The organism is Chitinophaga filiformis (assembly GCF_021646545.1).
Taxonomy (GTDB): Bacteria; Bacteroidota; Bacteroidia; order Chitinophagales; family Chitinophagaceae; genus Chitinophaga; species Chitinophaga filiformis_A.
The window spans coordinates 611,019-636,311 of sequence record NZ_JAKIRP010000002.1; the positions used below are offsets into that span (position 1 = coordinate 611,019).

14 protein-coding genes and 1 tRNA gene are annotated in these 25,293 nt (G+C 45.6%); 8 read left to right on the forward strand and 7 right to left on the reverse strand.

What is annotated here, in order from left to right; all coding sequences use genetic code 11:
- Position 1: 1 nt before the first annotated feature.
- On the reverse strand, positions 2-1,585 hold the full coding sequence (locus L3C95_RS08790) for an AAA family ATPase (RefSeq protein WP_236386824.1): 1,584 nt from the start codon (positions 1,583-1,585) through the stop codon (positions 2-4).
- A gap of 693 nt (positions 1,586-2,278) precedes the next feature.
- Between L3C95_RS08790 and L3C95_RS08795 the strand changes: the two genes are divergently transcribed.
- Positions 2,279-3,238 carry a DUF6602 domain-containing protein gene (locus tag L3C95_RS08795; RefSeq protein ID WP_236386827.1) on the forward strand — a complete coding sequence of 320 codons (960 nt, stop codon included), beginning with the start codon at positions 2,279-2,281 and terminating at the stop codon, positions 3,236-3,238.
- Between the two features lie 1,298 nt (positions 3,239-4,536).
- Here the strand turns inward: L3C95_RS08795 and L3C95_RS08800 are convergent.
- The 3 genes from L3C95_RS08800 to treZ form a co-directional block, all read right to left on the reverse strand.
- A tRNA-Leu gene (locus tag L3C95_RS08800) sits at positions 4,537-4,620 on the reverse strand.
- A 62-nt stretch (positions 4,621-4,682) separates the two neighbouring features.
- A complete protein-coding gene (gene treY / locus L3C95_RS08805; RefSeq protein ID WP_236386829.1) occupies positions 4,683-7,319 on the reverse strand; it encodes a malto-oligosyltrehalose synthase in 2,637 nt (878 codons plus the stop codon).
- Positions 7,306-9,132: a malto-oligosyltrehalose trehalohydrolase gene (gene treZ, locus L3C95_RS08810; protein WP_236386831.1), complete on the reverse strand. Its 1,827-nt coding sequence runs from the start codon at positions 9,130-9,132 to the stop codon at positions 7,306-7,308. The genes treY and treZ overlap by 14 nt, the downstream gene beginning before the upstream one ends.
- 210 nt (positions 9,133-9,342) lie before the next feature.
- Here treZ and L3C95_RS08815 point away from each other — a divergent pair, with 210 nt between their 5' ends.
- Complete coding sequence (locus tag L3C95_RS08815; protein WP_236386833.1) at positions 9,343-11,160, forward strand: glycoside hydrolase family 13 protein; 1,818 nt, start codon at positions 9,343-9,345, stop codon at positions 11,158-11,160.
- A gap of 77 nt (positions 11,161-11,237) precedes the next feature.
- The gene (gene glgX / locus L3C95_RS08820; RefSeq protein ID WP_236386835.1) at positions 11,238-13,370 is read left to right on the forward strand and encodes a glycogen debranching protein GlgX; all 2,133 of its coding nucleotides are present in this window, start codon (positions 11,238-11,240) and stop codon (positions 13,368-13,370) included.
- A gap of 8 nt (positions 13,371-13,378) precedes the next feature.
- Here glgX and L3C95_RS08825 read toward each other — a convergent pair whose 3' ends face one another.
- Positions 13,379-13,882, reverse strand: a complete 504-nt coding sequence (locus tag L3C95_RS08825; RefSeq protein WP_236386837.1) for a GNAT family N-acetyltransferase — start codon at positions 13,880-13,882, stop codon at positions 13,379-13,381.
- A 62-nt stretch (positions 13,883-13,944) separates the two neighbouring features.
- Here L3C95_RS08825 and L3C95_RS08830 point away from each other — a divergent pair, with 62 nt between their 5' ends.
- The 5 genes from L3C95_RS08830 (at position 13,945) to L3C95_RS08850 (ending at position 20,881) form a co-directional block, all read left to right on the forward strand.
- A complete protein-coding gene (locus L3C95_RS08830) occupies positions 13,945-14,451 on the forward strand; it encodes a YdeI/OmpD-associated family protein (RefSeq protein WP_236386839.1) in 507 nt (168 codons plus the stop codon).
- Positions 14,452-14,481: 30 nt separating this feature from the next.
- Positions 14,482-15,315, forward strand: coding sequence for a S1 RNA-binding domain-containing protein (locus L3C95_RS08835; RefSeq protein WP_236386841.1), 834 nt, complete (start codon positions 14,482-14,484; stop codon positions 15,313-15,315).
- Between the two features lie 459 nt (positions 15,316-15,774).
- Positions 15,775-19,092, forward strand: a complete 3,318-nt coding sequence (locus L3C95_RS08840; RefSeq protein ID WP_236386843.1) for a glycosyl hydrolase family 18 protein — start codon at positions 15,775-15,777, stop codon at positions 19,090-19,092.
- Between the two features lie 83 nt (positions 19,093-19,175).
- A complete protein-coding gene (locus L3C95_RS08845; protein ID WP_236386845.1) occupies positions 19,176-19,358 on the forward strand; it encodes a hypothetical protein in 183 nt (60 codons plus the stop codon).
- Positions 19,359-19,462: 104 nt separating this feature from the next.
- A complete protein-coding gene (locus L3C95_RS08850) occupies positions 19,463-20,881 on the forward strand; it encodes a T9SS type A sorting domain-containing protein (protein WP_236386846.1) in 1,419 nt (472 codons plus the stop codon).
- A gap of 75 nt (positions 20,882-20,956) precedes the next feature.
- On the opposite strand, the gene L3C95_RS08855 is transcribed toward L3C95_RS08850, so the two are convergent.
- Entirely contained in the window at positions 20,957-22,084 is a 1,128-nt protein-coding gene (locus L3C95_RS08855; RefSeq protein WP_236386848.1) for an efflux RND transporter periplasmic adaptor subunit, read from the reverse strand.
- Position 22,085: 1 nt separating this feature from the next.
- Positions 22,086-25,292, reverse strand: a complete 3,207-nt coding sequence (locus tag L3C95_RS08860) for an efflux RND transporter permease subunit (RefSeq protein ID WP_236386849.1) — start codon at positions 25,290-25,292, stop codon at positions 22,086-22,088.
- Position 25,293 lies beyond the last annotated feature (1 nt).

Sequence of the window (25,293 nt, forward strand, 5' to 3'; positions counted from 1 at the left end):
GCTAGGCATTTTGGTTCTTGATAAACTCGGTTGTGTCTTTCATAATTTCACCCCCGTAAAAATCTTCAGGCCAATCAAAAAATCCTTTGTCTTGAATTTCCAAAGTTTCTATTTTAGCACCCGCAGATTTTGTTTGTGGAGAAAAAAGGCATATCGAAACTTCACTAGGATGTATTTTACCTTCGGAAATTCTTCGGCGCAATCTTTTAAGTAAATATTCACTGTGTGTTTCTATGATTAGCTTTTTGTTTTTTGAATTATGCACTATATCAATAAATAAATCCGCAAGATCTGCCTGCATCTTCGGATGTAGATGGATTTCAGGCTGCTCAATAATTGTCATTGAGCTATCGCTCGATAGGAATCCTTGAATGATTACTGGAAGTATTTGTGAAATGCCAAATCCGACGTCTGTAATATCGAGATCAATATTGTTTTGTTTTACTACCAGATGATGTATTACTTCTTTAAACCCTTGAACATCCACTTCAACACCAAAATTCTTAAGCCAAACATTTACCTTCTTAGTAACCTGCTTATTGTCCTTCAATACTTCTGTAATTGCATCACCATCTAAGGTATCAAGAGTCAGATTAACTTTTGCCTTATCAAGCATATAGTATCTCTTTGGATGAGCTCTCAAAGGACTAACATAATTTATATTATTTTCACTAAAATTCTTCTGCAATTCCGTTTGAAACAGTGAGAAAATTTGCACTACAAAGTTCGCGATGGGAGCACCTTCTAATTTTTCCAGGGAATTCGCCTCAGTAAATGAGCTAAAAATTGTATTGCTGGATTGGAATGCCTCCCTCACTAACTCAACGTTATTGTGATTAAGATTAATTAAATCAGAGGAAAGGATAAATTCTTCATGCAGAGACAAACTTAGAATTAACAATTCTTGATGCTTGATTTCAAACTTTGAAACTTCCAGATTGTTTGAGCCGTTTAATATCAAGCTATATGATACGCTAAAACTATCATTTTTGATCTTTTTGCTCAGTTCATTAAGAAAATCATATAGCTGCAATAGCTCCCCTTTATTCTCCTTACTAACTATAGATATAGGAAAGGGGTTTCGTTGCCTCAGAAAGTATCTTATTTCGCGCCGGAAATTATCCTTTGTAGTCGATTTCGCTAATACAGCAATTACAGAATCTAAATATTTACTGAAATCTTCTCTTGTTTCAATAGGCTTTTCCTTTAAATCTGAAAAGCCTTTAAGCGGCATAAACATTGGCAACTCAAAAAAGAGACGTGTAAACGAATTTATAAAATCTGTTTTTAACGCATTTTTAATTGTAGTACTTTCAATTTGAAATGAAAAACTCAGAGGTGTACTTTGGTTCTTCTTTCTAAATAAATTCAGAGGATCTCCTAAATTTATATATCCTCCGTATAACTTCAATGCAGACTTATACGACTTAAGTCCTGCTCGTCCAGTCTGTTGAAGCATCAAAAATAATTGGATTATAGAGCTCTTTCCCACGCTGTTAGCGCCTAAAAGAATTGTTATAGGACGTAAATTTATTGCTGCTTCATCAAATGCCTTATAGTGCTTGACGTGTAGTTTTTTTAGCATTTTATTTACTTAAGGGGTTTGATCTTGCTTAAAAGATACTAGTATTGGGTATCGGCGGAACAGTTATTATTAGATCATTTGCATTTATCTATCCTTTGCATGACACACTTTTAATATTCTATTAAATTGTCTAAATGGAAAACCTAATTAATGTCCGCTATATTATGACCCGTAAACATCCAAATCGAAACTTAGAATATTAAAGCTAAATTATCTTCAATAGAAATTTGTTAATTTAGAGTTAATGATGGTTGAAATAATATCAAGGTATAGAAGCCCACTATATAGATAGTATTTTTATAACAACGCTCACATATAAGCAGATGATACTACGTATAAAAATATTCCAATATAAAAGATGCAGCTTTTGACTTGTCGCTAAAAAATTATATATAATTACCTATTGCCTTTGGAATAGGTTCTGCTCTTTTATTGGCCTATAAAATATCGTCATCAATTGGTTCGAACACATACCACCACTGAGCCCTAAAAACACAAAACCCTTTCATTGAGCGGATTTTGTATTTTAAGCTATTTGATACTATTCCATAAGTGTCTCATATTCAATTCAAACTTGGTTCGATCAAGCCTACATTCTCTTAAAAAAGCAACAGTTAAAATACAAGAATCGTTATATTTAGAGAAAGCTTTCAATTTCACTTTTGGTATTTTATTCCCGTTACATATCTATTTATGGCCTCAAATGATTTAATAGAATTTATGCGTTCTGCTACCCGCGAGATGCAGGAAGAATATGAAAGAATACGGAAACGAGCAAAAGAAGATCCCGGAACGGCAGGAGATCAGGGGGAGGAAAACTGGGCAACATTACTTCGTAATTGGCTGCCTCCAACATTTCAGATTGTCACAAAAGGCAGAATACTAGGCGTCAACGGTATTGCTAGTCCCCAAGTTGATGTCATAGTGTTAAGACCAGAATACCCTCAGAAATTGCTGGATAAAAAGTTGTACTTAGCGGATGGCGTACTTGCAGCGTTCGAGTGCAAAATTACCTTGATAGCAGATCACATTGCAACTTTTGTGGAGAATTCCGTAACACTTCGACAATGTTCTTCACCACGATTTGGGACTTTATACCGAGAATTACATTCACCTTTTATTTATGGCTTACTAGCACATTCTCACAGTTGGAGAGGTGAAAAATCTACCCCCTTAGCCAATATAGATAAGAATTTGCTCTACCAGGACTTCAAATCAGTTACTCATCCTCGTGAAATGCCAGATCTTTTATGCGTTGCTGATCTTGCCAGCTGGAACTCATTTAAATTAGCCTTTAGCGATTCAATAATCTCGCAACTTAATATAAGTTTAGGTGGAATGCTAGACACTGCCTCTCTCGTCAAGACTGGTTATCTGCCTTATTCCGGATCCACGATTAATACCCATGAGTATTTTACGCCTATTGGGGCTATGCTAACCCACTTGATGAAGAAAATTGCTTGGGAATATCCAGGACTGCGTTCATTGGCTAGTTATTTTCAGGAACTAAACCTTCCAGGAAATTCAGATGGTTCAAACATTCAAAGAAATTGGATTCTTGACGACATTGTATCCGATCGGGTTAAAGAACGTGTTAAAGCTGGCATGTTTCAACATCCCCAAGAATGGGGGGAATGGTGTAATATGTATTAAATATAGAAATCGAATGTGGCTTTGGAATAATTTATACCATTTGATTCGAGGAACCTACTCTACGGGCACGATGACACCTCGAAGACCTCTATCTGGTACCGGCGTCCAGAAACAGAAACAATACCTTAATTTTTTGTAAAATCATCTAGTTCATCGCTGGTTAAAATTGGAGAACAGTACCTTCTATTCTTGTTCCTAAACATGGACATACTCTTGCGAATAAATTAACCTATTTTCTAAATAACATCATCATAATCAATATCATTTGGTTCGTAAACGCTCCGCTACTGGGCACTAAAGCGGAAAGGTCGGAGATGGTATCTGATACCATTAAATTCACCTCAAAAGCGGAATAGGAGCCTACAACGGATATTAATACTAATACGCCTGTGTATTTATTAAAGTATAAAAACACAAATGGAACCTACGAATCCCTGGCTGTTCTACGTGTAGACAGCGGACGTTTGGTGATGAGTAGCAATGGTGTGGATGGTGCGGAATATTACTTCCAAAGGAAGTAGAAGGTTCTAAATTATTAATCCGTTCCTCCTAAAAAAAACATTTACTGATATTAGTCAACAAAGTTATATTAAAAATGATATTTTGAAGGAAGTGTTGAAGCTATATGATAACAGCAAACTGAAGCTGATCAGTTTCCCGCGCGGTAGAAGACGGAGTTACAACAGGTATGCTCAGTATCATAAGGACGTTAAAGCTGACAACCAGAATATCTGACCCGCTCTGTGGCTACTTCATCCAAAAGCAGGAACAATTTTCCACTGTGCGTTAGATTTCTTGGTGCACAAAAAAGTGACTCGACCGAAACCTTTAACAGTTAGAACCATTTAAGATAAGACCACGATAGATTATCTACAAATAAAAACCTTCAGACACTACTGATGGCTTTTAATTTCCTGCGGGCAACGAGGGACAGCTTTTGAGCCTTTTTGCCAGATATTATATTTCTCATGGCCCCATGCTCTTCGAGCACAAAACCAACGAAGAATATGAACAGGAAGCATTAGGCGATTGCGTGGTTTTGATAAGGTCAAAATACTCGAAAAGTCCTTTGGAAGCATAAATTCTATTAGCTGTCGGTAGGTCTGATCCAAAACTGATGTTTCTTAATGAGTTGCAAAACAACAACTTTTTAACCTTCCCCACAAGTTTTCAACTTGATCCGTTTTCAACTTGATCCATGATTGCGATGGCTCTATTATTTAAGCAGGCCCAGAGCGGCCCAGAAGAGTATAAAACAAGAAAGGCCGAAGTTTCCTTCGACCTTTACCGCCAGTTAGTGCCCAGAACTGGATTCGAACCAGCACACCCTTGCGAGCGCTGCGACCTGAACACAGTGCGTCTACCAATTTCGCCATCTGGGCATCTGTTTTCCGTGTCAGGGAGTGCAAATGTAGAAACTTTTTTAAAACCAACAAATTTTTTTTCAAATTTCATTTGTCAGCAGTCCCATTGGGAAAGTTTTAAACACATCTGCCGCTGATACCTGACCTTTATTATCTAACATTTCGCCCGTAAAAATGTTCCGCCATGGGCCCGGAGCGCCTGTTGGTAGCAGCACAGAGGCCGTCGTATCCGGCTCACCGGGAAGCGGAACGATCACGATCACCCATTGTTGCCGGTATGCCCTGGCATATGCTACCAGCTTCGCAGAACTACATTGCAGCGGAATGTAATCTCCCTCCAGGAACAGGTCGGCATGAGCACGGCGGAAGTTCAGCGCCTTCCATGTCAGGAATAATTTCTCCAATCCTTGCTGCCGGTGCTCTGAAAGATAGCTGAAGAACCCGGGTGTCTTTTCCTTTGCAATGATCGTTTCAAGACATTGTTTACGGAGGGTGTAATCCACAGGGCGGCGATTATCGGGATCCACATAACTGTAATCCCACAGTTCACATCCCTGGTAAATATCCGGAATGCCTGGGGCAGTTATTTTGATCAGCACCTGGGCGAGAGAGCTGATATGTGCATAATGATTGACCCTGTCAAGAAGGCTGCGGACGTTCTCCAGAAAACCGGTTTCAGCTGTTAATACCCGCTGTATGAAACTGACGCTGTTGTTTTCGTATGTTTCGTCTGGAAGGGCCCATGATGAATTTACTTTTGCTTCCCGGATGGATTTGATAAAGTATTGCTGCAACCGCTCAATGTAGGCCGGTGTCACAATACCATCTGCCGGAAATCCTGCAATAATTGACTGATAGATGAAGTATTCATCGGCAGGGGTGAGTGTACTGACATAAGAACTATTTAATTCCCTCCATTGCGCAACCTGTTGCCGCCAGACATCTGGCATGAGCGATAGCATATTCAGGCGTATCCTGCCATCTTCTCCGCGTTTGGTATCATGTGTGGAAGTTGTATTCAGAGAAGAGGCAGTATGCTGTTGTCTGGCTATCATCCGTTGATGAAAAGTATTGACGGAAAAATCTGCTATCGACGGACTATCACCTACTTCATTATGTGAAAGCAGGGCGTTATACACATAGAAAGTAGTATCTTCTACTCCTTTGGCCGTCACCGGACCGGTAAATTGCATTAACCTTTGCAGGAAAAGTAATCTGTTGCGCGCTTTATCTGCTTCAGGAATATCCTCCCACAGAGATTCCAGCAACGCTATCTCTGGTTCTGCGACGCGGTTCATAGCGCGCATTTTGACAAAGGTGTCCCGGATGATCTCCTGCGCATAGTCATCCAATGGCCATTGGGAAGGGTAGAGGCGGTATACCGGCAGGCAGGCAATAAAAAGGGCCAGTGCTTCTTTCAGGTGCTCGCGGTTAGTGCGCGCATCTGCCAGTTTCAGGCTGTAACAGTAGCGGACGAGGTTCTCCCATTCACCGCCCATATATCGCTCCAGGATCAGCCTCTTTTTTTCATATACTACCTCCTTGTAATTAACCGTATCAGGAAGCAGCTCATAGTAGAATGCGTGTAATTGCTGTTCGCCGGCGGGATTGGTCAGCAGGTGATTTGTATGAGACAGGAATTCATATCCGCTCGTACCCTGTAATGCCCAGTCAGAGGGCAGGGTTTCCTGATGCTCCAGGATCTTTTCAGCAATGATATAACAGCTACTTCCGAACATGAGCCGTAAGCGCTCAATATAAGCGGCAGGATCGCGTAAGCCGTCTATATGATCTATGCGGAGGCCCTGTATCAGTTCCTCCCTGTACAAACTATGCAGGAAGGTATGATATTCATCAAATACTGCGGGCGATTCCATATTGAGCGTGATCAGCTCATTGACGGTAAAGAAACGGCGATAGTTGATCTGCCTGTCAGCTTGCTGCCAGCTACATAAATGGTAATATTGCTGTTGCATCAATGTTTTCAGCAGCTCTTTGTCATTATTAATGCGGGAGGCAACGCCCTCCAGTAAGGCCCGGTTAGCCGGTGTATGTAACTGATGCTTTGCCTGTTGCCACTCCTTCAACGCTGCACCCGACGTGGCTTGCTGGTAGAGTGTATCGAGTAAGGTCTGCACAGGTACGGCGTCACTGTCAGTTAATACAGACTGAAGCACATCATAAGCCGAGATGGATAAAGGGAATATCTGTTCAAAATAGCTGACGGCATATCCTTTATCTGTCAATGCCAGTTTTATTTCACCATCAGCAATACAAGTGTCCAGATCTTTCCCAAGGAACGGAGCCATCACTTTACCCGACAAGTCCGGTGCAGGATGTTGCCAGTCTATATCGAAGTATTCATAATACGGCGATAAAGGACCTCTTTCCATCACGTCGTACAGGCGGGCGTTGGATGGATGAAATGCCATATGATTAGGTACGATATCCTGCAGCCAGTTCATATTGTGCTGCTGCAATGTTTTCCTTATCTCCCGCAACTGGTCAATAGTACCGATGGCAGGATTGATCTGATGAGGGTCAGTTACATCATAGCCATGCATACTTCCCGGCGTTGCCGTAAATACAGGCGAGGCATACACAGTAGAAATGCCAAGCAAATGAAGATAATCCAGGATCTCTTTTAAGGCTTTAAAAGTAAAACCTGCATGTAACTGTACGCGGTAAGTTGCAGAGGGTGGATTATATGATTTCATATACAATAGCTGAGTATGGTTGTAGTGAAATAGCTGCCGGTGATGTGGTCTGATCTGATGCGTCACTCCCTGGGCCATGCCAGACAGCAGCCGCAGAATCGAACTTTTTCTCCAGTGATCCTTCTCCGTGGTACGTGTATTGAACTGAACGTTCACTAAAATTGAAAAGCAGCAACAGCTTGTCATCATTTCCCGAACGCTCCACTACCAATAAATGCGTCGACGGTGTATGCACTTTAACACTGTCACGGGAAGTATGTTGCATGGCCCGCCTTGTTTTCCTGAAAGCGATCAGAAAACGGTATAGCGCTGTTAATGCAGTAGCCGTCTCAGACGACGTTTCCCAGCTGAGTACAGAGTTGTTAAATGTTTCGTCTGATTGCGGATCAGGTACTTCGCCTTCCCACGCAAAAGATGCAAACTCTTCTCTGCGCCCCTTTGTAACTGCTGCTATCAGGTCTTTATCGCTATGACTGGTGAAGAACAGGAAAGGCCGTGTTTCTCCGTATTCCTCTCCCATAAACAGCATGGGTATATGTGGCGATAGCAACAAAACAGCTGCGGCCAGCTTTTGCGCCTCAAAAGGTAGCAGACTGTTAAGACGATCGCCCAACATGCGGTTACCAATCTGATCATGGTTCTGCGCAAACACAACAAACTGGTGATAATCCTTTCCTGCAGGATAGACCCCGAAATTCCTTTTGCGTACTGTCGAATATTGACCGGTATACACATACGAATCACGGAATGATTTTGCCAATGGCGCCAGGCCCCCGAAGTCTGCATAATAACCATTCAGATCACCCGTCAACATGCTGCGTAATGCGTGATGAAACTCGTCTATCCACTGTGCATGCATACCATAGCCACCCTGGTCGCGGGGTGTGATGTACCGCGGACTATTCAAATCTAATTCAGCAATTAACAGTTTCTTTTTTTTCAGGGCAGCTTGCAGTTCATCTACTTTTTCAGATAACTCCGCCGTAAAATGTTTCGCACTGCAATCCCAGATAGCGTGTACGGCGTCCATTCTTAATCCGTCTATATGAAACTCATCCAGCCACATTAATGCATTTTGTATATAGTATGCTCTTACAGCATCGCACCACGAGTCGTCGAAATTGATCGCGGGCCCCCAGGGCGTTTTATATTTCCCGGTAAACCAGGGACCATATTGCGCGAAGTAGTTGCCTTCCGGTCCAAGGTGATTGTAAACTACATCCAGTATAACAGCTATGCCATGCTGATGAGCTGCATTGACAAGCTGTTTTAACCCGTTTATGCCACCATAGGAATGCTGTACTGCGAAAGGGTACACACCATCATATCCCCAGTTACGGCTGCCGGGAAATTGTGCTACCGGCATGATCTCGATTGCTGTAACACCCAGAGAACGCAGATATTCCAGGCGGTCAATGATACCCTGAAAATCGTGGGTAAGTGAGAAGGTACCCGTATGGAGTTCATAAATGACCAGTTCATGCAGATCCAGTCCTGTCCATGAATGATCTGTCCATGCGAAGTGCGTATCTACTACTTCAGATGGACCATGTACTCCCTCCGGCTGCGAACGCGAAGCCGGATCCGGCAGGGGAGGCCCATCGTCAGGAACATATTTATAACGTGTACCTGCCTGTACATTATCTACCTCCACATGCCAGTAGCCATGGTCATCACGTACCATGGGATATGATGCCTGCTGAGGTTGTACAACAGACAATACCATTTGCTTCCGAAAGGGCGCCCAAACACTGAATTTACAAATGCCGCCGGGTAACAAAGCAGCCCCGGCTGAAGTATAGTTACTTGTCAATGTATCTTTTTTGCAGGTAAAGCGAAAATAATATGCCAGTATAAACATGGCCCGACTGCTCACATATACCTGGTTGATATGTGGAAATGATGCGGCGCTATTTCTACAGTCTGGTGGGAAAAACAGATTTCTTTCGATATGCAGATGGCTGATTTGACCTGTGCAGGGTTTTTGCAGAATGATAAACGCACTAACCCGAAATGTAGGTCTATGTCGAATAAAGTAGTCAAGGATAAAAACTGGTGGAAGGAATCCATTATTTACCAGATCTATCCATGGAGTTTTAAAGATAGCAATGGTGATGGTATTGGGGATCTGCAGGGCATCATATCTAAACTGGACTATATAAAAAATCTGGGTATTGATATGGTCTGGTTAAATCCCATTTATAAATCTCCCAACGATGACAATGGATATGATATCAGTGATTATTACGATATCATGGAAGAAATGGGAACAATGGAGGATTTTGATATACTGATAAAAGGATTGCACGACCGGAAGATCCGCCTCATGATGGATATTATCGTAAACCATACGAGTGATGAACATCCATGGTTTGCAGCCGCCCGGCAGTCGCGGGATAATCCTTATTACAATTACTATCACTGGTGGCCGGGAGAGAAAGGAAAGCCTCCGCGCCGGTACAGCCATTTCGACCCTGAAGGTAATGCCTGGACATACAACAAGGCTACCGATTCCTACTACCTTCATTACTTCTCTGAGAAAATGCCTGATCTCAACTGGGAAAACCCGGATGTGCGTAAGGCCATATACGATATTATGCGCTTCTGGTTTAACAAGGGAATAGATGGTTTCAGAATGGACGCCATCTGTTACATCTCTAAAGATACCACCTGGCCGGAAGTAGAGAAGATTGTAAAGGAAAAATACCGTGGGGACTGGTCCGGATATTATGCGCATGGCCCGCACCTGCATGAATATCTGCAGGAAATGCATCGTGAAACACTGGACAGACCCGATGTGGTTACATTGGCGGAAGCCTCCGGCATTACGAAAGATGAAGCACTGCTCTTTGTTAATGAAGATCGCAAAGAGCTGCATATGTTATATCATTTTGAAGGTGTACAGCTGGGCTTTGCAAAGGAAGGATATAAGCGTTTGGAACCCGGAGGATTGAACCTTCCCAAAATGAAACAACTATATACTGAATGGAACGATGTATTCGCACAGGACGGATGGGGTACCATCTATCTTGGTACGCACGATCAGCCGCGTATGGTAACCCGCTGGGGAAATGATGAGGAGCAGTACCGGGAGATTTCTGCAAAACTGTTGATCACTTTCCTGCTCACCATGAGAGCTACTCCTATTTTTTACTATGGAGATGAACTCGGGATGACCAACATCCGCTTCGAGAAAATAGAAGACTACAAGGATATTGAGACGATCAATATGTACAAGTATGTGAAAAGCCAGGGCGGAGACACAGAGCGCTTTTTAAAAGATGCACAGATAACGGGCAGGGACAATGGCAGAACACCCTTCCAGTGGGATGAGTCTCCCAATGCCGGTTTTACTACCGGAAAGCCCTGGCTGAAGATCAACGACAACTATAAATTCATCAACGCCGCCGTGCAGGACAAGGATGAACGATCCATCCTTCAGTATTTCCGTCAGCTGGTACTGCTGAGAAAACATAAACCCGTGCTTATATATGGTGCATATGAACTATTGGATCCAGATCATCCGCAGGTATATACTTATACGCGCACCCTGGATGAAGAAAAGCTGCTGATCGTACTCAACTTTTCAAAAGAAGAGGTGTTGTATAAATTACCATTCGTGCTGGACATCGGTACCGAACCTTTGGTAAATAACATGCTCTCATTCAGGCTTGAGAACAATGAGGTGACGCTATCACCCTACCAGGCGTTGATCTTCGGTCCGCTGCCAACAGAGCTGCCACCGCTGCAGGACGAGGCACAGGCTTTTACTGAGGAACTGCCCGCCGGGAAAATAAAACAAGAAAACTCAAGCCTCGAGTCCAATGAACTTACCACCTGAAAATTGATTAAGTAAATATACTCCTGGCTTTCCCTTCCTGACAATGGGAAGGGAAAGTGGGAGGCCAATCATCCATTATGAACCAGACTGTTGTTTATCCTGGAAGCCCTTATCCATTAGGTGCTACCTGGGACGGTAAAGGAGTAAATTTTTCCCTGTATGCAGATAACGCTACAGGAGTGGAACTGTGTTTGTTTAATACCACTGCCGATGAGGCGGAAGCTGTAAAAGTAAAGATCAAGGAGCGGTCCTATCAGGTATGGCATTGCTATCTTCCTGGTGTAAAACCCGGACAGCTATACGGATACCGCGTACATGGTCCATATGAGCCGCAGAATGGACATCGGTTCAATCCAAAGAAGTTACTGATAGACCCATATGCCAAGGCCATCGCCGGTACGATCAACTGGAGTGACGCACTATTTGGTTATAAGATGAATGACCCGGAAGAAGACCTGAGTTTCAGTGATGTGGACAGTGTTCCGTTTATACCTAAAAGTGTTGTGATAGATGACTCTTTTGACTGGGAAGGTGATAAGCCTCCCAGGATCCCTTATAACGAGTCCATCATCTACGAGGCACATGTCAAAGGCTTTACCAAACAGCATCCGGATATACCGGAAGACATCAGAGGTACCTATGCCGGCATGGCTCATCCTGTTACCATTAATTACCTGAAGGAACTAGGTATTACAGCCATTGAGCTGATGCCTGTACACCATTTTGTGGCAGACAGACACCTGGTGGATAAAGGGCTGACCAATTACTGGGGATACAATACTATCGGTTTCTTTGCCCCTGATGCCAGGTATGCTGCCAGCGGCGTACTCGGACAACAGGTAACTGAATTCAAACAGCTGGTGAAAGTATTACACCAGGCGGGTATAGAAGTGATCCTGGATGTGGTGTATAATCATACCGGAGAGGGGAATCACCTTGGGCCAACTTTGTCTTTCAGGGGTATTGACAATGCCTCTTACTACAGACTTACGGAAGATAAACGCTTCTACATGGATTATACAGGTACCGGCAACACGCTGAATGCCTACCTGCCCAATGTGTTAAGACTAATGATGGATAGCCTGCGTTACTGGATCCTGGATATGCATGTAGACGGCTTCCGCTTTGATCTGGCGTCCACACTTGCCCGCGAACTGCATGAGGTGAACCGCCTGAGTGCTTTCTTTGATATCATCTACCAGGACCCCGTTATCTCACAGGTGAAACTGATAGCTGAACCCTGGGACATTGGTGAAGGTGGTTACCAGGTAGGTAAATTTCCGCCGGGATGGGCAGAGTGGAATGGCAAATACCGGGATTGTATCCGTGATTACTGGAGAGGGGCCGATAGTATGCTGGGTGAGTTTGCAGAACGGTTTACCGGCAGCTCTGACCTTTATAAGAATGACTATCGCAGCCCGACTGCCAGCATCAATTTTGTAACCGCTCATGATGGATTCACGCTGCACGACCTGGTTGCTTACAATGACAAACATAATGAAGCCAACCTGGATAATAATACTGATGGGGAAGACCATAACCGTTCCTGGAACTGTGGAGTGGAAGGTCCTACGGATGATGAAACAGTACTGGCGCTGAGGCGCAGGCAGCAACGTAATTTCTTTGCTACCCTGTTATTATCGCAGGGCGTTCCGATGATCCTGGCTGGCGATGAACTGGGCCGTACCCAGCAGGGGAACAACAATGGTTATTGCCAGGATAATGAGATCTCCTGGCTTAACTGGAAAGAGATCGATAATGATCTGCTGCAGTTTACCCGTCAGCTGATAGCCCTGCGGAAAGCACATCCTGCCTTCTGTCGCAGGCGCTGGTTCCAGGGGCAACCTATTAAAGGAATAGGCCTGGAAGATATTGCCTGGTTCCTGCCGGATGGCTCTGAAATGTCTGACGAACACTGGAGCCATGATTTCGCAAAGTCGATGGCTGTATTCTTTAACGGAAAAGGCCTGCATGCTTCCGGTCCGAAAGGAGAGCAGATCGTCGATGATAGCTTCTATATTATCTTCAATGCCCATTATGAGCCGCTCGACTTCAGGCTACCACACGAGAAATATGGTCATAACTGGAAGAAGATGCTGGATACAAAGGATCTGCAGATAACAGCCGGAGAGGAAGTATATTCCGGTGAAGGAGTGATAACGGTGGATGCACGTTCAGTAATCGTTCTGCAGCATAAATTGATGCACTGACAGGTTAATTAATTGATGAAGTACATGAATGCTGTGCTACTCCCTGGTAAGTACACCATCTTCTCGTGATGAAGGCCTATCTTCTTCAGCAGGGTGATCGCATGTTCATTTTTTTCTGTTGTAATAGCTGCTACACGGGGCAGATGCAGGCTTGTTAAGGCGTAATCCTTTACGGCGCTGGCTGCCTCGTAAGCATAGCCCTTTCCGGTATATTCGGGAAGAAAGGCGAACCCTATGTCTACTTCTTCCAGCCCGTTCCTTTTGATCAGCCCTGTCATACCTATAGGTGTACGCTCATCTTTCAGTGCCACAAGATATAGTCCGAATCCATAACGGTCATAACTGGCCAGCGGTCCGTTCACCAGATAGCTGCGGGCGTCGTCTATTCCTTTAATGTTCCTGTCTCCGATATAAGTGAGCCAGATTTCAGTATTTAACAGCCGGAAAATAAAGGGTGCATCGTCAATGGTAAACTGGCGGACAATTAATCTGGATGTTTCACAGACAAGCATAATGCGATTTCTATAATTGTTAAAATTCAAAGGTATTAAGTAAGTTAGCAAAAAAAAGCAAGATGGTTAAGTATACTGCTACCATGTTGAAATTTGACAAGCAGGGCGAGAAGACAGGTTGGACGTATATCGTTATTCCCGAAGACATTGCTCAGGAGCTGAAGCCGGGAAACAAGAAGTCTTTCCGCGTAAAAGGAAAGCTGGATAAACATACAATTGAGGCGGTGGCGCTGATGCCAATGGGCGATGGATCATTTATTATGCCGGTAAATGCGGAGATGCGCAAAGCTATCGCCAAAAGGGCAGGAGCCCAGCTCGCAGTACAGATCGAAGAGGATGATAATCCGGAGCCTGTTTCGTCGCCGGAACTGATGGAATGCCTGGCGGATGAGCCGGAGGCCCTGGCATTCTTTAATAGTCTTGCAAAAGGGCATAGGAACTATTTCATGAAATGGATTGAAAGCGCCAAAACCGAACCTACCAAAGCCAAACGTATTGCCCAGGCAGTAACTGCCCTGGCGCGGAAACAGGATTACCCTGCTATGATGAGAGCGAACAAGGGAAAGTAGTTGTACATTTGCGGCTAAATAAGAGATTACATGTATAAAGTCGGTGAATACAACCTGTTACGGGTTAAGAAAGAGAGTGAGTTTGGTTTGTTCCTGGATGGGGGAGAACAGGAGATCCTGATGCCTAAACGATTCGTACCACAGGGCGCTAAAAAAGGAGATGAACTGAGAGTATTCATTTACCATGATTCAGAGAACAGGCTGACGGCTACCAACCAGGAACCATACGGTGTTGTAGGCGATATTGTCAACCTGAAAGCAACCGGTGCGACGGAACAGGGCGCCTTCCTCGACTGGGGACTGATGAAAGACCTGTTTGTACCTGCATCCAAACAGATCAGCAAAATGCATCCCGGACAGGATTACCTCGTAAAGATCTACCTGGACGAACTGACCGGCAGGGTGGCGGCAACCGAGAAAATAGACCCTTATCTGAGCAATGAAAACCTGACGGTAAAAGAGCTGGACGTTGTGGATATGATCGTATACCGCCGCTCAGAGATCGGTTTTGTTGTAATCATTAATAACCAGCATACAGGTATCCTGCATTACAGCGAGGTATTCGGGCCCGTGGATATAGGAGATAAACTGAAAGGCTTCATCAAATCCATCAAAGGCGATAAAATAGACGTGGTAACCGGCAAGCCAGGTTATGACAGGGTAGAAAGTGAAGCAGATAAGATACTACGCCTGCTGAAGGAAAATAATGGCTACCTGCCTTACCATGACAAGTCAGATCCCGAAGAGATCTATGAGTTCTTCAGCATGAGTAAGAAAACTTTCAAGATGACTACCGGCGCCCTGTATAAACAACGCAAGATCATCTTTACCCAGACAGGTATTAAGTTAATTGACGAAGACTAATTGTTGAGATTATCTCATTGCAATAAAACAACTCCTCCATGCCTGCGCGGGATCAGCGCACCGGAGGAGTTGCTCATTTATAGCAAAACAACTTTGATCTCACTGACCATTTAAAACAGCTGCTCTGTCCCCCATTACCATCACCGCGGGGCAATTGTTCATTCATAACCCCCCGCGCTTTATCTTCATTGACCTTCCTGCAACACGATATTGCCTGCCCCTCATAAACGTCGTTATAACACCTATATTTTCATGAAAATTATTTCATTGATCATCAGTTGATTATTGTTGTTCGCCAAAAAAAGTAATCGTTTGCGTGGTACCCAATCCTTTCTTGTGCGACGTCTATGTCAGCCTGGCTTTACCTAGCCGGTAGCCAAGCCATTTTCTATATGAAAACCTTAAATACCCTCTATGAAGATCCATTACACAAACCGGTTGTGCGTCATTCCACGAAGCATGCGTCAACTAAGATTATTCTGTTCACTGCTTTTGCTCGCCCTGTGTCTTGGGGCCGGGCAGGCCTATTCCCAGCTGACCCGCTTACGGGCCGATGGGAAACGTATTGTCAATGCCAATAACCAGGAAGTGATCTTTAAAGGGATCAACGTCGGTGGTTGGTTATTGCAGGAAGGATACATGATGAGACCCGGTGGTGGCGGCACCCAATGGTCTGTTAAAAAAGGGCTCTACGACCAGGGGCAGAGCGATGCCGCTGTCGAAGCCTTCTACCAGAGCTGGCGTGATAACTTTATCACCAAAGCGGATGTTGATTACATCGCTTCCCTGGGTTTCAACAGTATCCGTCTGCCATTGCACTACGATCTGTTCCTGACACCTGCACAGCGTGCAGTCAGAAATGGTGTAGCGCGTAACTTTTCAACCTACAACAGTTATGTTAATTCGCTGACCACCTGGTACAACAGCAACCAGCTGTTTAATGATGCAAACCTGGAAGGTTTCCGTCTGACAGACAGTTTACTGAAATGGGCCGCTGCGCACAAGATGTACGTTGTATTGGACCTGCATGCCGCTCCTGGTGCTGCCGGTACTGATGCTAACATTGCTGATGCATTTGTGGGCAATGACCTGTGGAACAAACCTATTTATCAGGATATCACCGTACGCTTATGGCAGCGTATTTCTGCACGTTATATCAACGATGACAGGATCGCTTTCTATGACCTGATCAATGAGCCTAACCACGTACCTACAAATCAGCAGATCCATGCGCTCTTTGAAAGACTGATCAACGCTATCCGTGCACAGGGGGATACACACCTGCTCATGATTGAAGGTAACGGCTGGGGTAACCAGTATAATTACCTGGAGCCATTTACATTCACCAACAGGAGTAACCTGGTGTACAATGCTCACCGTTACGGTACTTCTACTTCTCCTACCACCACTGGTGGCGATCCTAACCAGATCAATGAACTGGGTAACATCAATAATTTCCGTAACACGCACAACGTACCTGTAGTAGTAGGTGAAACCGGTGAGAACAGCGCTGACTGGATGCGTGCTAATATCGCGGCCATGAATACTGCCGGAGTGGGTTGGTTCAACTGGACCTACAAACGTTTTGACTCCGGTGAGAATGCGGCACTGCTGCGTATTCCTCCTCCTTACCTGGTGGACGGCGCTGCTAATATGGGCGCTGTGTTGAACAATATCAAATTTGCCAACAACGTAAAGAACTTAAACTCCATCGCAGCGGTTGCTCCGGGCAAAAGCTCTCCTAATGCACCTATCGGCAAAACTGTATGGCTGCAGGGCTTCAATGGCAAATACGTTACCTCCAAAAATGGCGTAGGCGCTATGTGGTGCGATGCTGATGCTGCTCAGGCATGGGAACTGTTTCAGGTAGTAGACGCCGGTGACGGTAAGGTGGCGCTTAAAGGCAATACCGGTAACTACGTTTCTTCTGAGAACGGAGAGCAGGCCATTACCTGTAACAGACCTACTATCCAGGGATGGGAGAAATTCGACTGGATGGAAACCGCAGATGGTAAAGTAGCGCTCAGAGGTAGCAATGGTTTGTACATTTCTTCTGAAAACGGCCAGCAGGCAATGACCTGTACAAGACCAACCGTACAGGGATGGGAAGCATTTGCTTTCGGCGTTGTAGGCAATAATCCTCCCGTTGAGGATCCTGACACAAGTGTAAACAATCCTGCACCAAATAAATTCAAGGTAGTTGGTTACTGGCCAGGATGGGCCGGCAGCCCAAGCACTACAGTAGTGCCTTACAATAAACTGACCCATATCAACTATGCATTCATCCTGCCTAACAATAACGGTACTTTACAGGCGCTGGATAATCCAACCGCCCTGCGGGCACTGGTCTCTCAGTCACATGCTGCGGGTGTGAAAGTATCTATCTCCATCGGCGGATGGAATGACGGTAATGATCAGGGTTTTGAAAACCTGGCTGCTAACGCAGGTTCCCGTACTACTTTCGTAAATGCAGTAGTTGCTTTCGTAAACCAGTATAACCTGGACGGCGCAGATATTGATTGGGAATACCCTGACAATGGTACTTCTGCGAATAACTACGTACTGCTGATGACAGAACTGTCCAACCAGCTGCATAGCCGTGGCAAATCACTGACGGCTGCTGTAGTTGGTGCAAATGGTGCCAGCATCCTCAGTAGTGTATTCCCGCTGGTAGATTATCTGACATTGATGGCATATGATGAGAACGACTATCAACATTCTACATACAGCTATGCACAGCGTTCACTCGCTTACTGGACAGGCCGCGGCTTACCTAAGGAAAAAGCTATCCTGGGTGTGCCTTTCTATGGCAGACCAAGCTGGGAGTCTTATGCTCAGTTGTTGCTAAGAGGCGCCAGCCCTAATGCCGACACTTACCAGGGTGTAGGTTACAACGGTATTCCTACCATCAAGGCTAAAACTAACCTGGCATTTGATCAGGGCGGCGGTATCATGATCTGGGAACTTTCTCAGGATGTAACCGGTGCTAATTCCCTCCTGAATGCCATCAACGAAGTAGTACTCCAGAGAGGCGATACAACTACACCTGGTCCGGATCCCAATCCTAACCCGGGTACTGCTCCTATCGGAAAAACTATCTGGCTGCAGGGCAATAATGGTGGCTATGTTAGCTCTAAAGGCGGTGTTGGCGCTATGTGGGCCAATGCCACGATTGTACAGGGCTGGAACCAGTTCCTGGTAACCGATGCAGGTAATGGTAAAATTGCATTGAGCAATGCTGGGCTGTTCGTTTCTTCTGAAAATGGTGAAAAGAGCATTACCTGCAACAGGCCAACTGTCCAGGGATGGGAAGTGTTTGACTGGATCGACAACGGTGATGGTACTGTGTCCCTGCGTGGCAGCAATGGTATGTATGTTTCTTCTGAGAACGGTGTAGCTGAAATGACCTGCACCAGACCTACTATCGATGGCTGGGAGAAGTTCAACTACGGCATCGTTGGTGCAGCGGCCGCTAAAACGATAGCAGCTGTACAACCAGTCGCTAAAACGGATCTGAGTGTTGAAGCTAACGGCAGCCTCCTGGTATATCCTAACCCGGTTGCGAAAGGCAGCACGCTGGTTGTGAACGTAAGAAAATACAATGCATCTGCGCCGGTAAATGTAGCTGTTGTTGATGTGAACAAGAAAGTGGTGGCTTATAAGAAAGCTAATGCCGCTGTTGTGAACATCCCGACAGGTAATATGGCCAGCGGATTTTATATACTGACAGTAACCAATGGTAAAAATACTTATACCAGCAAAGTACTGATCCAGTAAGTTATTTATAAAGAAGGGCTACCAGCGCGGTAGTCCTTCTCTTTGTTAGTTATTTCTTTTCCCTCATCATAACCATTAACAGAATGCGAAAATTCTACATGCTGGCACTGATGGCCGGTAGCCTGGAAGCTGGAGTGTGCGATGCTACTGCTCCGATGAAAATTTCTCTGGTGGGTGCCAACAGGACCGCAGTAGTTTATAAGAAAGCAAATGCATCCAGCGTTTCTATTAGCACCGGTAATATAGCTGATAGTAACAAACGGTAAGAAGAATTACACAAGGAAAATAGTTATACAATAAGTCCTTTTTATTCATATAACGCTGCCGGATAAATGGTCCGGCAGTTTTTCTCACATTCAACCCGTTTTTTATGCAAAAGTTCTACGCATTGGTACTCCTGGCCAGCCTGGCATTTCCCGTTATCCAGGTAAAGGCACAAACTCCTCCTGCTACCTGGCAGGAACACTGGTTTGAACACAACCAGATTGTTTCACGTGTTTTTTACGACAATGACCTGGCCCTCTATTTCGACGGTGACGTAAGTAGCTCCGTCACCTGGCCCCGTCAGTTTCTTGGTGATGTATGGCGTTACACCAAGAAGACCTATGGTTCCTTTGGAACCGACCCGCACATGTTTGCTATTCTGCATACGGGCAAATACAGCGGAGGACATCCATCCACTTATTTCGACGCCAGCCATGACTACAGGAATGTGATCGATGCCGGCGCCGGTCCGTGGACAAGCGCTACGCAGGGCGATTACAACCTGCTTACGCATGAAGTGGCCCACCTGGTCGAACTGGGAGGGAAGAACATGCATGGTTCTCCTGCCTTCGGCATATGGGGCGACAGTAAATGGGCGGAGATCTTCATTTATGATGTTTACAAGGCTTTAGGTCTGGAAAGCAGGGCCACCTCAGCCTATAACGATTTTACCGCTACCCGCGACAACTTTCCAAGGGCTAACACTGCCTGGTTCAGGGACTGGTTCTATCCCATCTATAACCAGTACGGTGGTGCGCAGGTGTTGAACCGCTATTTTACACAGTTATCCCTGTATTTTTCAAGGTCCGGTACTAACTACAACAGTATGAACATGGGTGAGTTTGTACATTTCTGGAGCGCTGCTGCAGGTGTGAATCTGAAACCGCTGGCTACAACAGCTTTCGGCTGGACAAGCCAATATGAATCACAGTTTGTGCAGGCACAGCAAACCTATCCTTTCACCTATTCCACACCGCAACCCATAGCCGTGAGCCTGTTCCAGGACATTAACTATGGCGGCTATGGCGTATATCTACCCGCGGGCAGTTATAACCTGGCCCGGTTAAGGGCCTTCGGTGCGCGTAATGATGATGTTACTTCCCTGAAAGTTACACCCGGATATAAGATCGTATTGTATGCAGATGATAATTTCGCTGGCGCCAGCACTACTATCACCTCAGACGTTCCCTTACTGGATGTCGCTACCTGGAATGATAAGGTGTCTTCTGTAGTTGTTTCTGCTCTTTCTCCGGCAGAAGCTGCAGCGCATGAGGAAAGTACCGGTATCAGCGTATTCCCGAACCCATCTGTGAGCGGAGGTACACTGACGGTGCAGGTAGAAAAATATGATCCATCCAAGCCAGTGCAGGTGCAGTTACTGGATGTGAACAAGAAAGTGGTAACGTATAAGAAAACAAATACACAACGGGTATCACTTGCTACCGGCAATATTGCCAGCGGTTTTTATATCCTGGTGGTAACAAACGGTGCTGAGGTGCATACGAAGAAAGTATTGATCCAATAGTAATTCGGCTCCCTATATATATGTAAAAAGGCTGTCCGCATGTGACAGCCTTTTTCGTTGTTTAACATCCTTTCTTTACTTGCCTAATTTAACATGCTTTAGTTCTGCGCCGTCTCTTAACTCTTCGGTGGCAGCAGCTACAATGGTGTCGCCTTCGTTGAGATTACTTCCATATATTTCAACTTTTCCATCTGCTTCACGTCCGGTCTGCACCTGTACTCTTTCGGCCTTCCCATTCACCACTCTTACTACGAATATATTCAGGGTTGAATTAACGACTGCTGCCTTTGGAACCAGGAAGGCACTGTCTGCGCTGTTCATTGGAATGTTCACTTCTGCGATCATACCGGGTAACAGTTTTTTATCATTGTTGATCACATCCATCTCAATACGCTGTGAACGTAATCTGCTGTCCAGAGCACCGGAAAGACGGTTCACTTTCGCGGTGAATGATTTACCTGTAAACGCCTTTACATTGAACTTTACCTCGCTGTTGTTGGCCAGGTAGCTGGTATATGCTTCCGGAACGGAGATCACAAGACGCAGTTTCTTTTGTTCCTGCAGGGTAAATAAGGGGAATTCAGAGCCTTTTCCGGTTGGACCTACATAAGCGCCCGCACTCACATTTCTTGCGCTTATAACGCCTGAAAATGGCGCTCTGATCTCCAGGTAGTTCCTGGTGTCGCTGATCTCCCTGTAAGAAGCCCTGGCGGCATCCAGTTGTGCCTTATCTGAGTTCTGACGGGCCAGTGCTATATCAAGATCGTTCTTTGATACAGTACCCGGTGTCAGACTGGTGCTGTATAAACGATCATAGTTCGCTTTACTGGCCAGGTATATTGCCTCCTGAGCCTTTAACCTCGATTCGGCGCCCGCCAGCTGGGAAGTGATCTCAGGCGCTTCCATGGTAGCCAGCAGCTGGCCGGTGCTCACTTCAGAACCTACATCCACATGCAGCTTTCTTACAAAGCTGCTCACCTTTGCGTAGATATCCACCTGCTGATAAGCGATGAGCTCACCGGGTATCTGCAGCGAGGAAGACAATTTACCTTTCTGGAGGGACACGGCTGATACCGCCGCTTCTTCCGGCGCAGCAGCTTCCTTGGTTTCTGATTTACCTTCTGTATGGCTGCAGCTGCTGAGCAGCATTGTAGCAGGCAAACTGCATATTATCGTGATAGCAAGTGCTTTTAGACTATTCATATTATTCGTGTAAGGATGGTACATAGTTTTTACTTTCTTTATCTTCCGGATCGAGTGATACCGACTGTGTGGTAGCCTTGCCCTGCGCCCATGCAAATACCAGTGGTAAAATGAAGAGGGTGCTGAAGGTAGAAGCGATCAGACCACCTATCACCGCACGTCCCAGCGGAGATGTCTGGTCGCCGGATTCTCCAAAGCCGCTCGCCATCGGGATCATACCTGCTACCATTGCAAGACTGGTCATCAGGATCGGACGGAGACGTAATGCTACGGCTTCTTTCGCAGAAAGCAAAGCATTATTGTTACCCAGGCGCAGCTGTTCAGCATTGGTGATCAGCAGTACGGCGTTCGATATGGATACCCCCACCGACATAATGATACCCATGTAAGACTGCAGGTTCAACGTAGACCCGGTAATAAGCAGTAAGGTCAGTGAACCGATGAGTACTGCCGGTACAGAGGCCAGTACCACCAGCGATACCTTGAATGACTGGAAGTTGGCTGCCAGCATCAGGAAGATCACTACTACTGCCACAATCAATCCTGATTGCAGACTGTCCAGCGTTTCTGTAAGCGTCGAGCTCAGACCGATCAGTTCTACTGTCAGACCACGTGGTAACTCGCCTATAGAAGCAATGGCTTTGTTTACATCGTCAGTAGCGGTACCAAGATCTATTTTACTCGTGTTGGCAGTAACGGACAGGGATGGAATGGCGCCCAGGTTGTCTGCTTCACCATAAGTAGTGTCTCTGGTGATAGTGGCCACATCACTCAATACCGGTCTGCTGGCATTTCTCAGCAGCGGAATTTCCGCGATATCCTCGATGGCCGTCATTTTATTTTCCGGTACCTGTACCTGTACACTGTAACTCAGGTTTGACTTCTCATCTATCCAGATGTTCTTCTCCGTGTAACGGGACGAAGAAGTGGAAGCGATCAGTGAACGGGAAATATCACTCACATCCACACCCAACTGAGCGGCGCGTACACGGTCGATTGTGATCTTCAATGAAGGATATTTCGTTGACTGTCCCAGCTGTACATCGCGCAGGTAAGGGATCTTTTTCAGCTTCTCTATCACCTTTGCTGCATATTGCTCGTTGAGCTGCTTGTTCCTGCCGGAGAGCCTGATCTCTATCGGAGTGGGAGATCCCTGGCTCAGGATCTTATCTGTCAGCTCTATCGGCTCAAAAGAAGGCATAACACCCGGCAATTCTGCCCTCATCCTTTCCCTGATCTTGTCTTTCAGCTCGTCCATATTAACCTTATAATCCTCTTTCAGCGCAACCTGTATCACCGCTTCCTGTGGGCCAGGCATGAACAGGTAAATGGGACTGATGGAGAATTGTCCGGGGTGTTGTCCTACATAAGAAGATGAAATAGATACATTCTCTGGTCCTACAATGCTTCTGATGGCCTGTACCGTTTTTATAGTGATCTCCTCTGTTCTTTCAGCGCGGGTTCCTTCCGGAGCACGTATTCTCAGCTGGAACTGGCTGCCATTGCCACGGGGCAATACATCCCTTCCTATCGTGTTCAGCATCAGCATCACTAATCCGATGCCGGCTATTACGTATACTGATACGATCAGTTTACGGGCAGGCATGATCCGCTCAATGAAACGCATGAAACGATTACGTACTCTTTCGAAGAAGGATAACTTACCATTATTGTTCTGGTCAGCCTTTTCTGCCAGTTCCTTCTTACTCATGATGTGGTCTGGTCCGTGTGCATGTGCCTTCATCAGCCAGTTGGCCATGATAGGTACGAAGGTCTGTGCCAGGAAGTAAGAAATGATCATCGCAAAACCGATCGCTAATGCCAGCGGCAGGAACAATGATCCGGGAATGCCACCCATGGTGAACGCCGGCGCAAATACCGCCAGGATACAGAACAGGATGAGCAGTTTCGGGAAAGCGATTTCCTTACAGGCATCCCAGATGGCCAGTCCTTTCGGCTTACCCATATCCAGGTGCTGGTGAATATTTTCTATCGTCACCGTACTCTCATCCACCAGGATACCGATGGCCAGCGCCAGACCGCTCAGGGTCATGATATTGATGGTTTGTCCTGCTATTTTCAGACACAACACGGCAGCAATAATAGATGTTGGAATGGTCAGTATCACGATCAATGCACCTCTCGGGTCACCAAGGAAGAGTAGTACCATTAACCCCGTGAGGATCGCACCAATGGTACCCTCACTGATCAGGCTTTTTACAGCGTTGATCACATATACTGACTGGTCAAATTCATATGTCAGTTTTACATCTTCCGGCAGCAGGGCCTGGAATTTCGGCAATGCCTTTTTCAATTTCTGCACTACTTCCCAGGTGGATGCATCACCTGCTTTTGCCACACTCAGATATACGGAACGGCGCCCGTTCACCAATGCATAACCGGCGGTAATATCCGCGCCATCTTCTACTGTTGCTACGTCGCGCAGATAGAGGTTTTGCACGCCACCTTTGAATAATGGGATGTTCTCAAAATCTTTTACCGTGCGGATAGCGGTATTGGCAGGTGTGATGAAGTTGATGTCACCAATACGTACGTTACCGGATGGAGAGGTCTGGTTGTTGATACGCAGTGCCTCCACCAGCTGATCAGGTGTCATATTGTGAGAACGGAGCAGTTCAGGATCTGCCTTGATCACGACAGTACGTAAGTTACCACCGAAGGGCGGTGCAGATACCAGACCCGGAATGGAGGTAAAGGAAGAACGTACATAAGTATTGGCGAGGTCCAGCAGCTCGTTATTGTTACGTTTTTCACTGCTCAATACCAGCTCGCCTACAGGCAGGGTAGAAGCATCAAAACGGATAATGAAGGGAGGCTGTGATCCTGGCGGGAAGATGGCCTGTATACGGTTACAGAAGGCGCTTAGCTCTGCCTGTGCCTGTGCCATGTTGGTACCCGGATAAAAACTCACCTTGAGCAGGCTGAGACCCTGTATATTTTTTGTTTCAATGGTTTTGATACCGTTTACGTAAAGCAGGACGTTGATATACTGCTTGCCGAAATATGCCTCCATCTGGGTGGGCGTATATCCACCGAACGGGTGCGCAATGTACATCACCGGCAGGTCCAGTTTTGGAAAGATATCCACCTTGATCGTTCTTACGGCGCCTATGCCGAAGAAGAAGAGGGCAGCCACTATCACCAGTATGGATATGGGTTTGCGTAATGCTGATCTTATCAGGTTCATT

What these genes read in the sequence shown, in the direction of transcription:
- L3C95_RS08790 (WP_236386824.1), bottom strand. Translation starts at nt 1,585, where the DNA reads ATGCTAAAAAAACTACACGTCAAGCACTATAAGGCATTTGATGAAGCA.
- L3C95_RS08795 (WP_236386827.1), top strand. Translation starts at nt 2,279, where the DNA reads ATGGCCTCAAATGATTTAATAGAATTTATGCGTTCTGCTACCCGCGAG.
- treY (WP_236386829.1), bottom strand. Translation starts at nt 7,319, where the DNA reads ATGAAATCATATAATCCACCCTCTGCAACTTACCGCGTACAGTTACAT.
- L3C95_RS08815 (WP_236386833.1), top strand. Translation starts at nt 9,343, where the DNA reads ATGTCGAATAAAGTAGTCAAGGATAAAAACTGGTGGAAGGAATCCATT.
- glgX (WP_236386835.1), top strand. Translation starts at nt 11,238, where the DNA reads ATGAACCAGACTGTTGTTTATCCTGGAAGCCCTTATCCATTAGGTGCT.
- L3C95_RS08825 (WP_236386837.1), bottom strand. Translation starts at nt 13,882, where the DNA reads ATGCTTGTCTGTGAAACATCCAGATTAATTGTCCGCCAGTTTACCATT.
- L3C95_RS08830 (WP_236386839.1), top strand. Translation starts at nt 13,945, where the DNA reads ATGGTTAAGTATACTGCTACCATGTTGAAATTTGACAAGCAGGGCGAG.
- L3C95_RS08835 (WP_236386841.1), top strand. Translation starts at nt 14,482, where the DNA reads ATGTATAAAGTCGGTGAATACAACCTGTTACGGGTTAAGAAAGAGAGT.
- L3C95_RS08840 (WP_236386843.1), top strand. Translation starts at nt 15,775, where the DNA reads ATGCGTCAACTAAGATTATTCTGTTCACTGCTTTTGCTCGCCCTGTGT.
- L3C95_RS08845 (WP_236386845.1), top strand. Translation starts at nt 19,176, where the DNA reads ATGCGAAAATTCTACATGCTGGCACTGATGGCCGGTAGCCTGGAAGCT.
- L3C95_RS08850 (WP_236386846.1), top strand. Translation starts at nt 19,463, where the DNA reads ATGCAAAAGTTCTACGCATTGGTACTCCTGGCCAGCCTGGCATTTCCC.
- L3C95_RS08855 (WP_236386848.1), bottom strand. Translation starts at nt 22,084, where the DNA reads ATGAATAGTCTAAAAGCACTTGCTATCACGATAATATGCAGTTTGCCT.
- L3C95_RS08860 (WP_236386849.1), bottom strand. Translation starts at nt 25,292, where the DNA reads ATGAACCTGATAAGATCAGCATTACGCAAACCCATATCCATACTGGTG.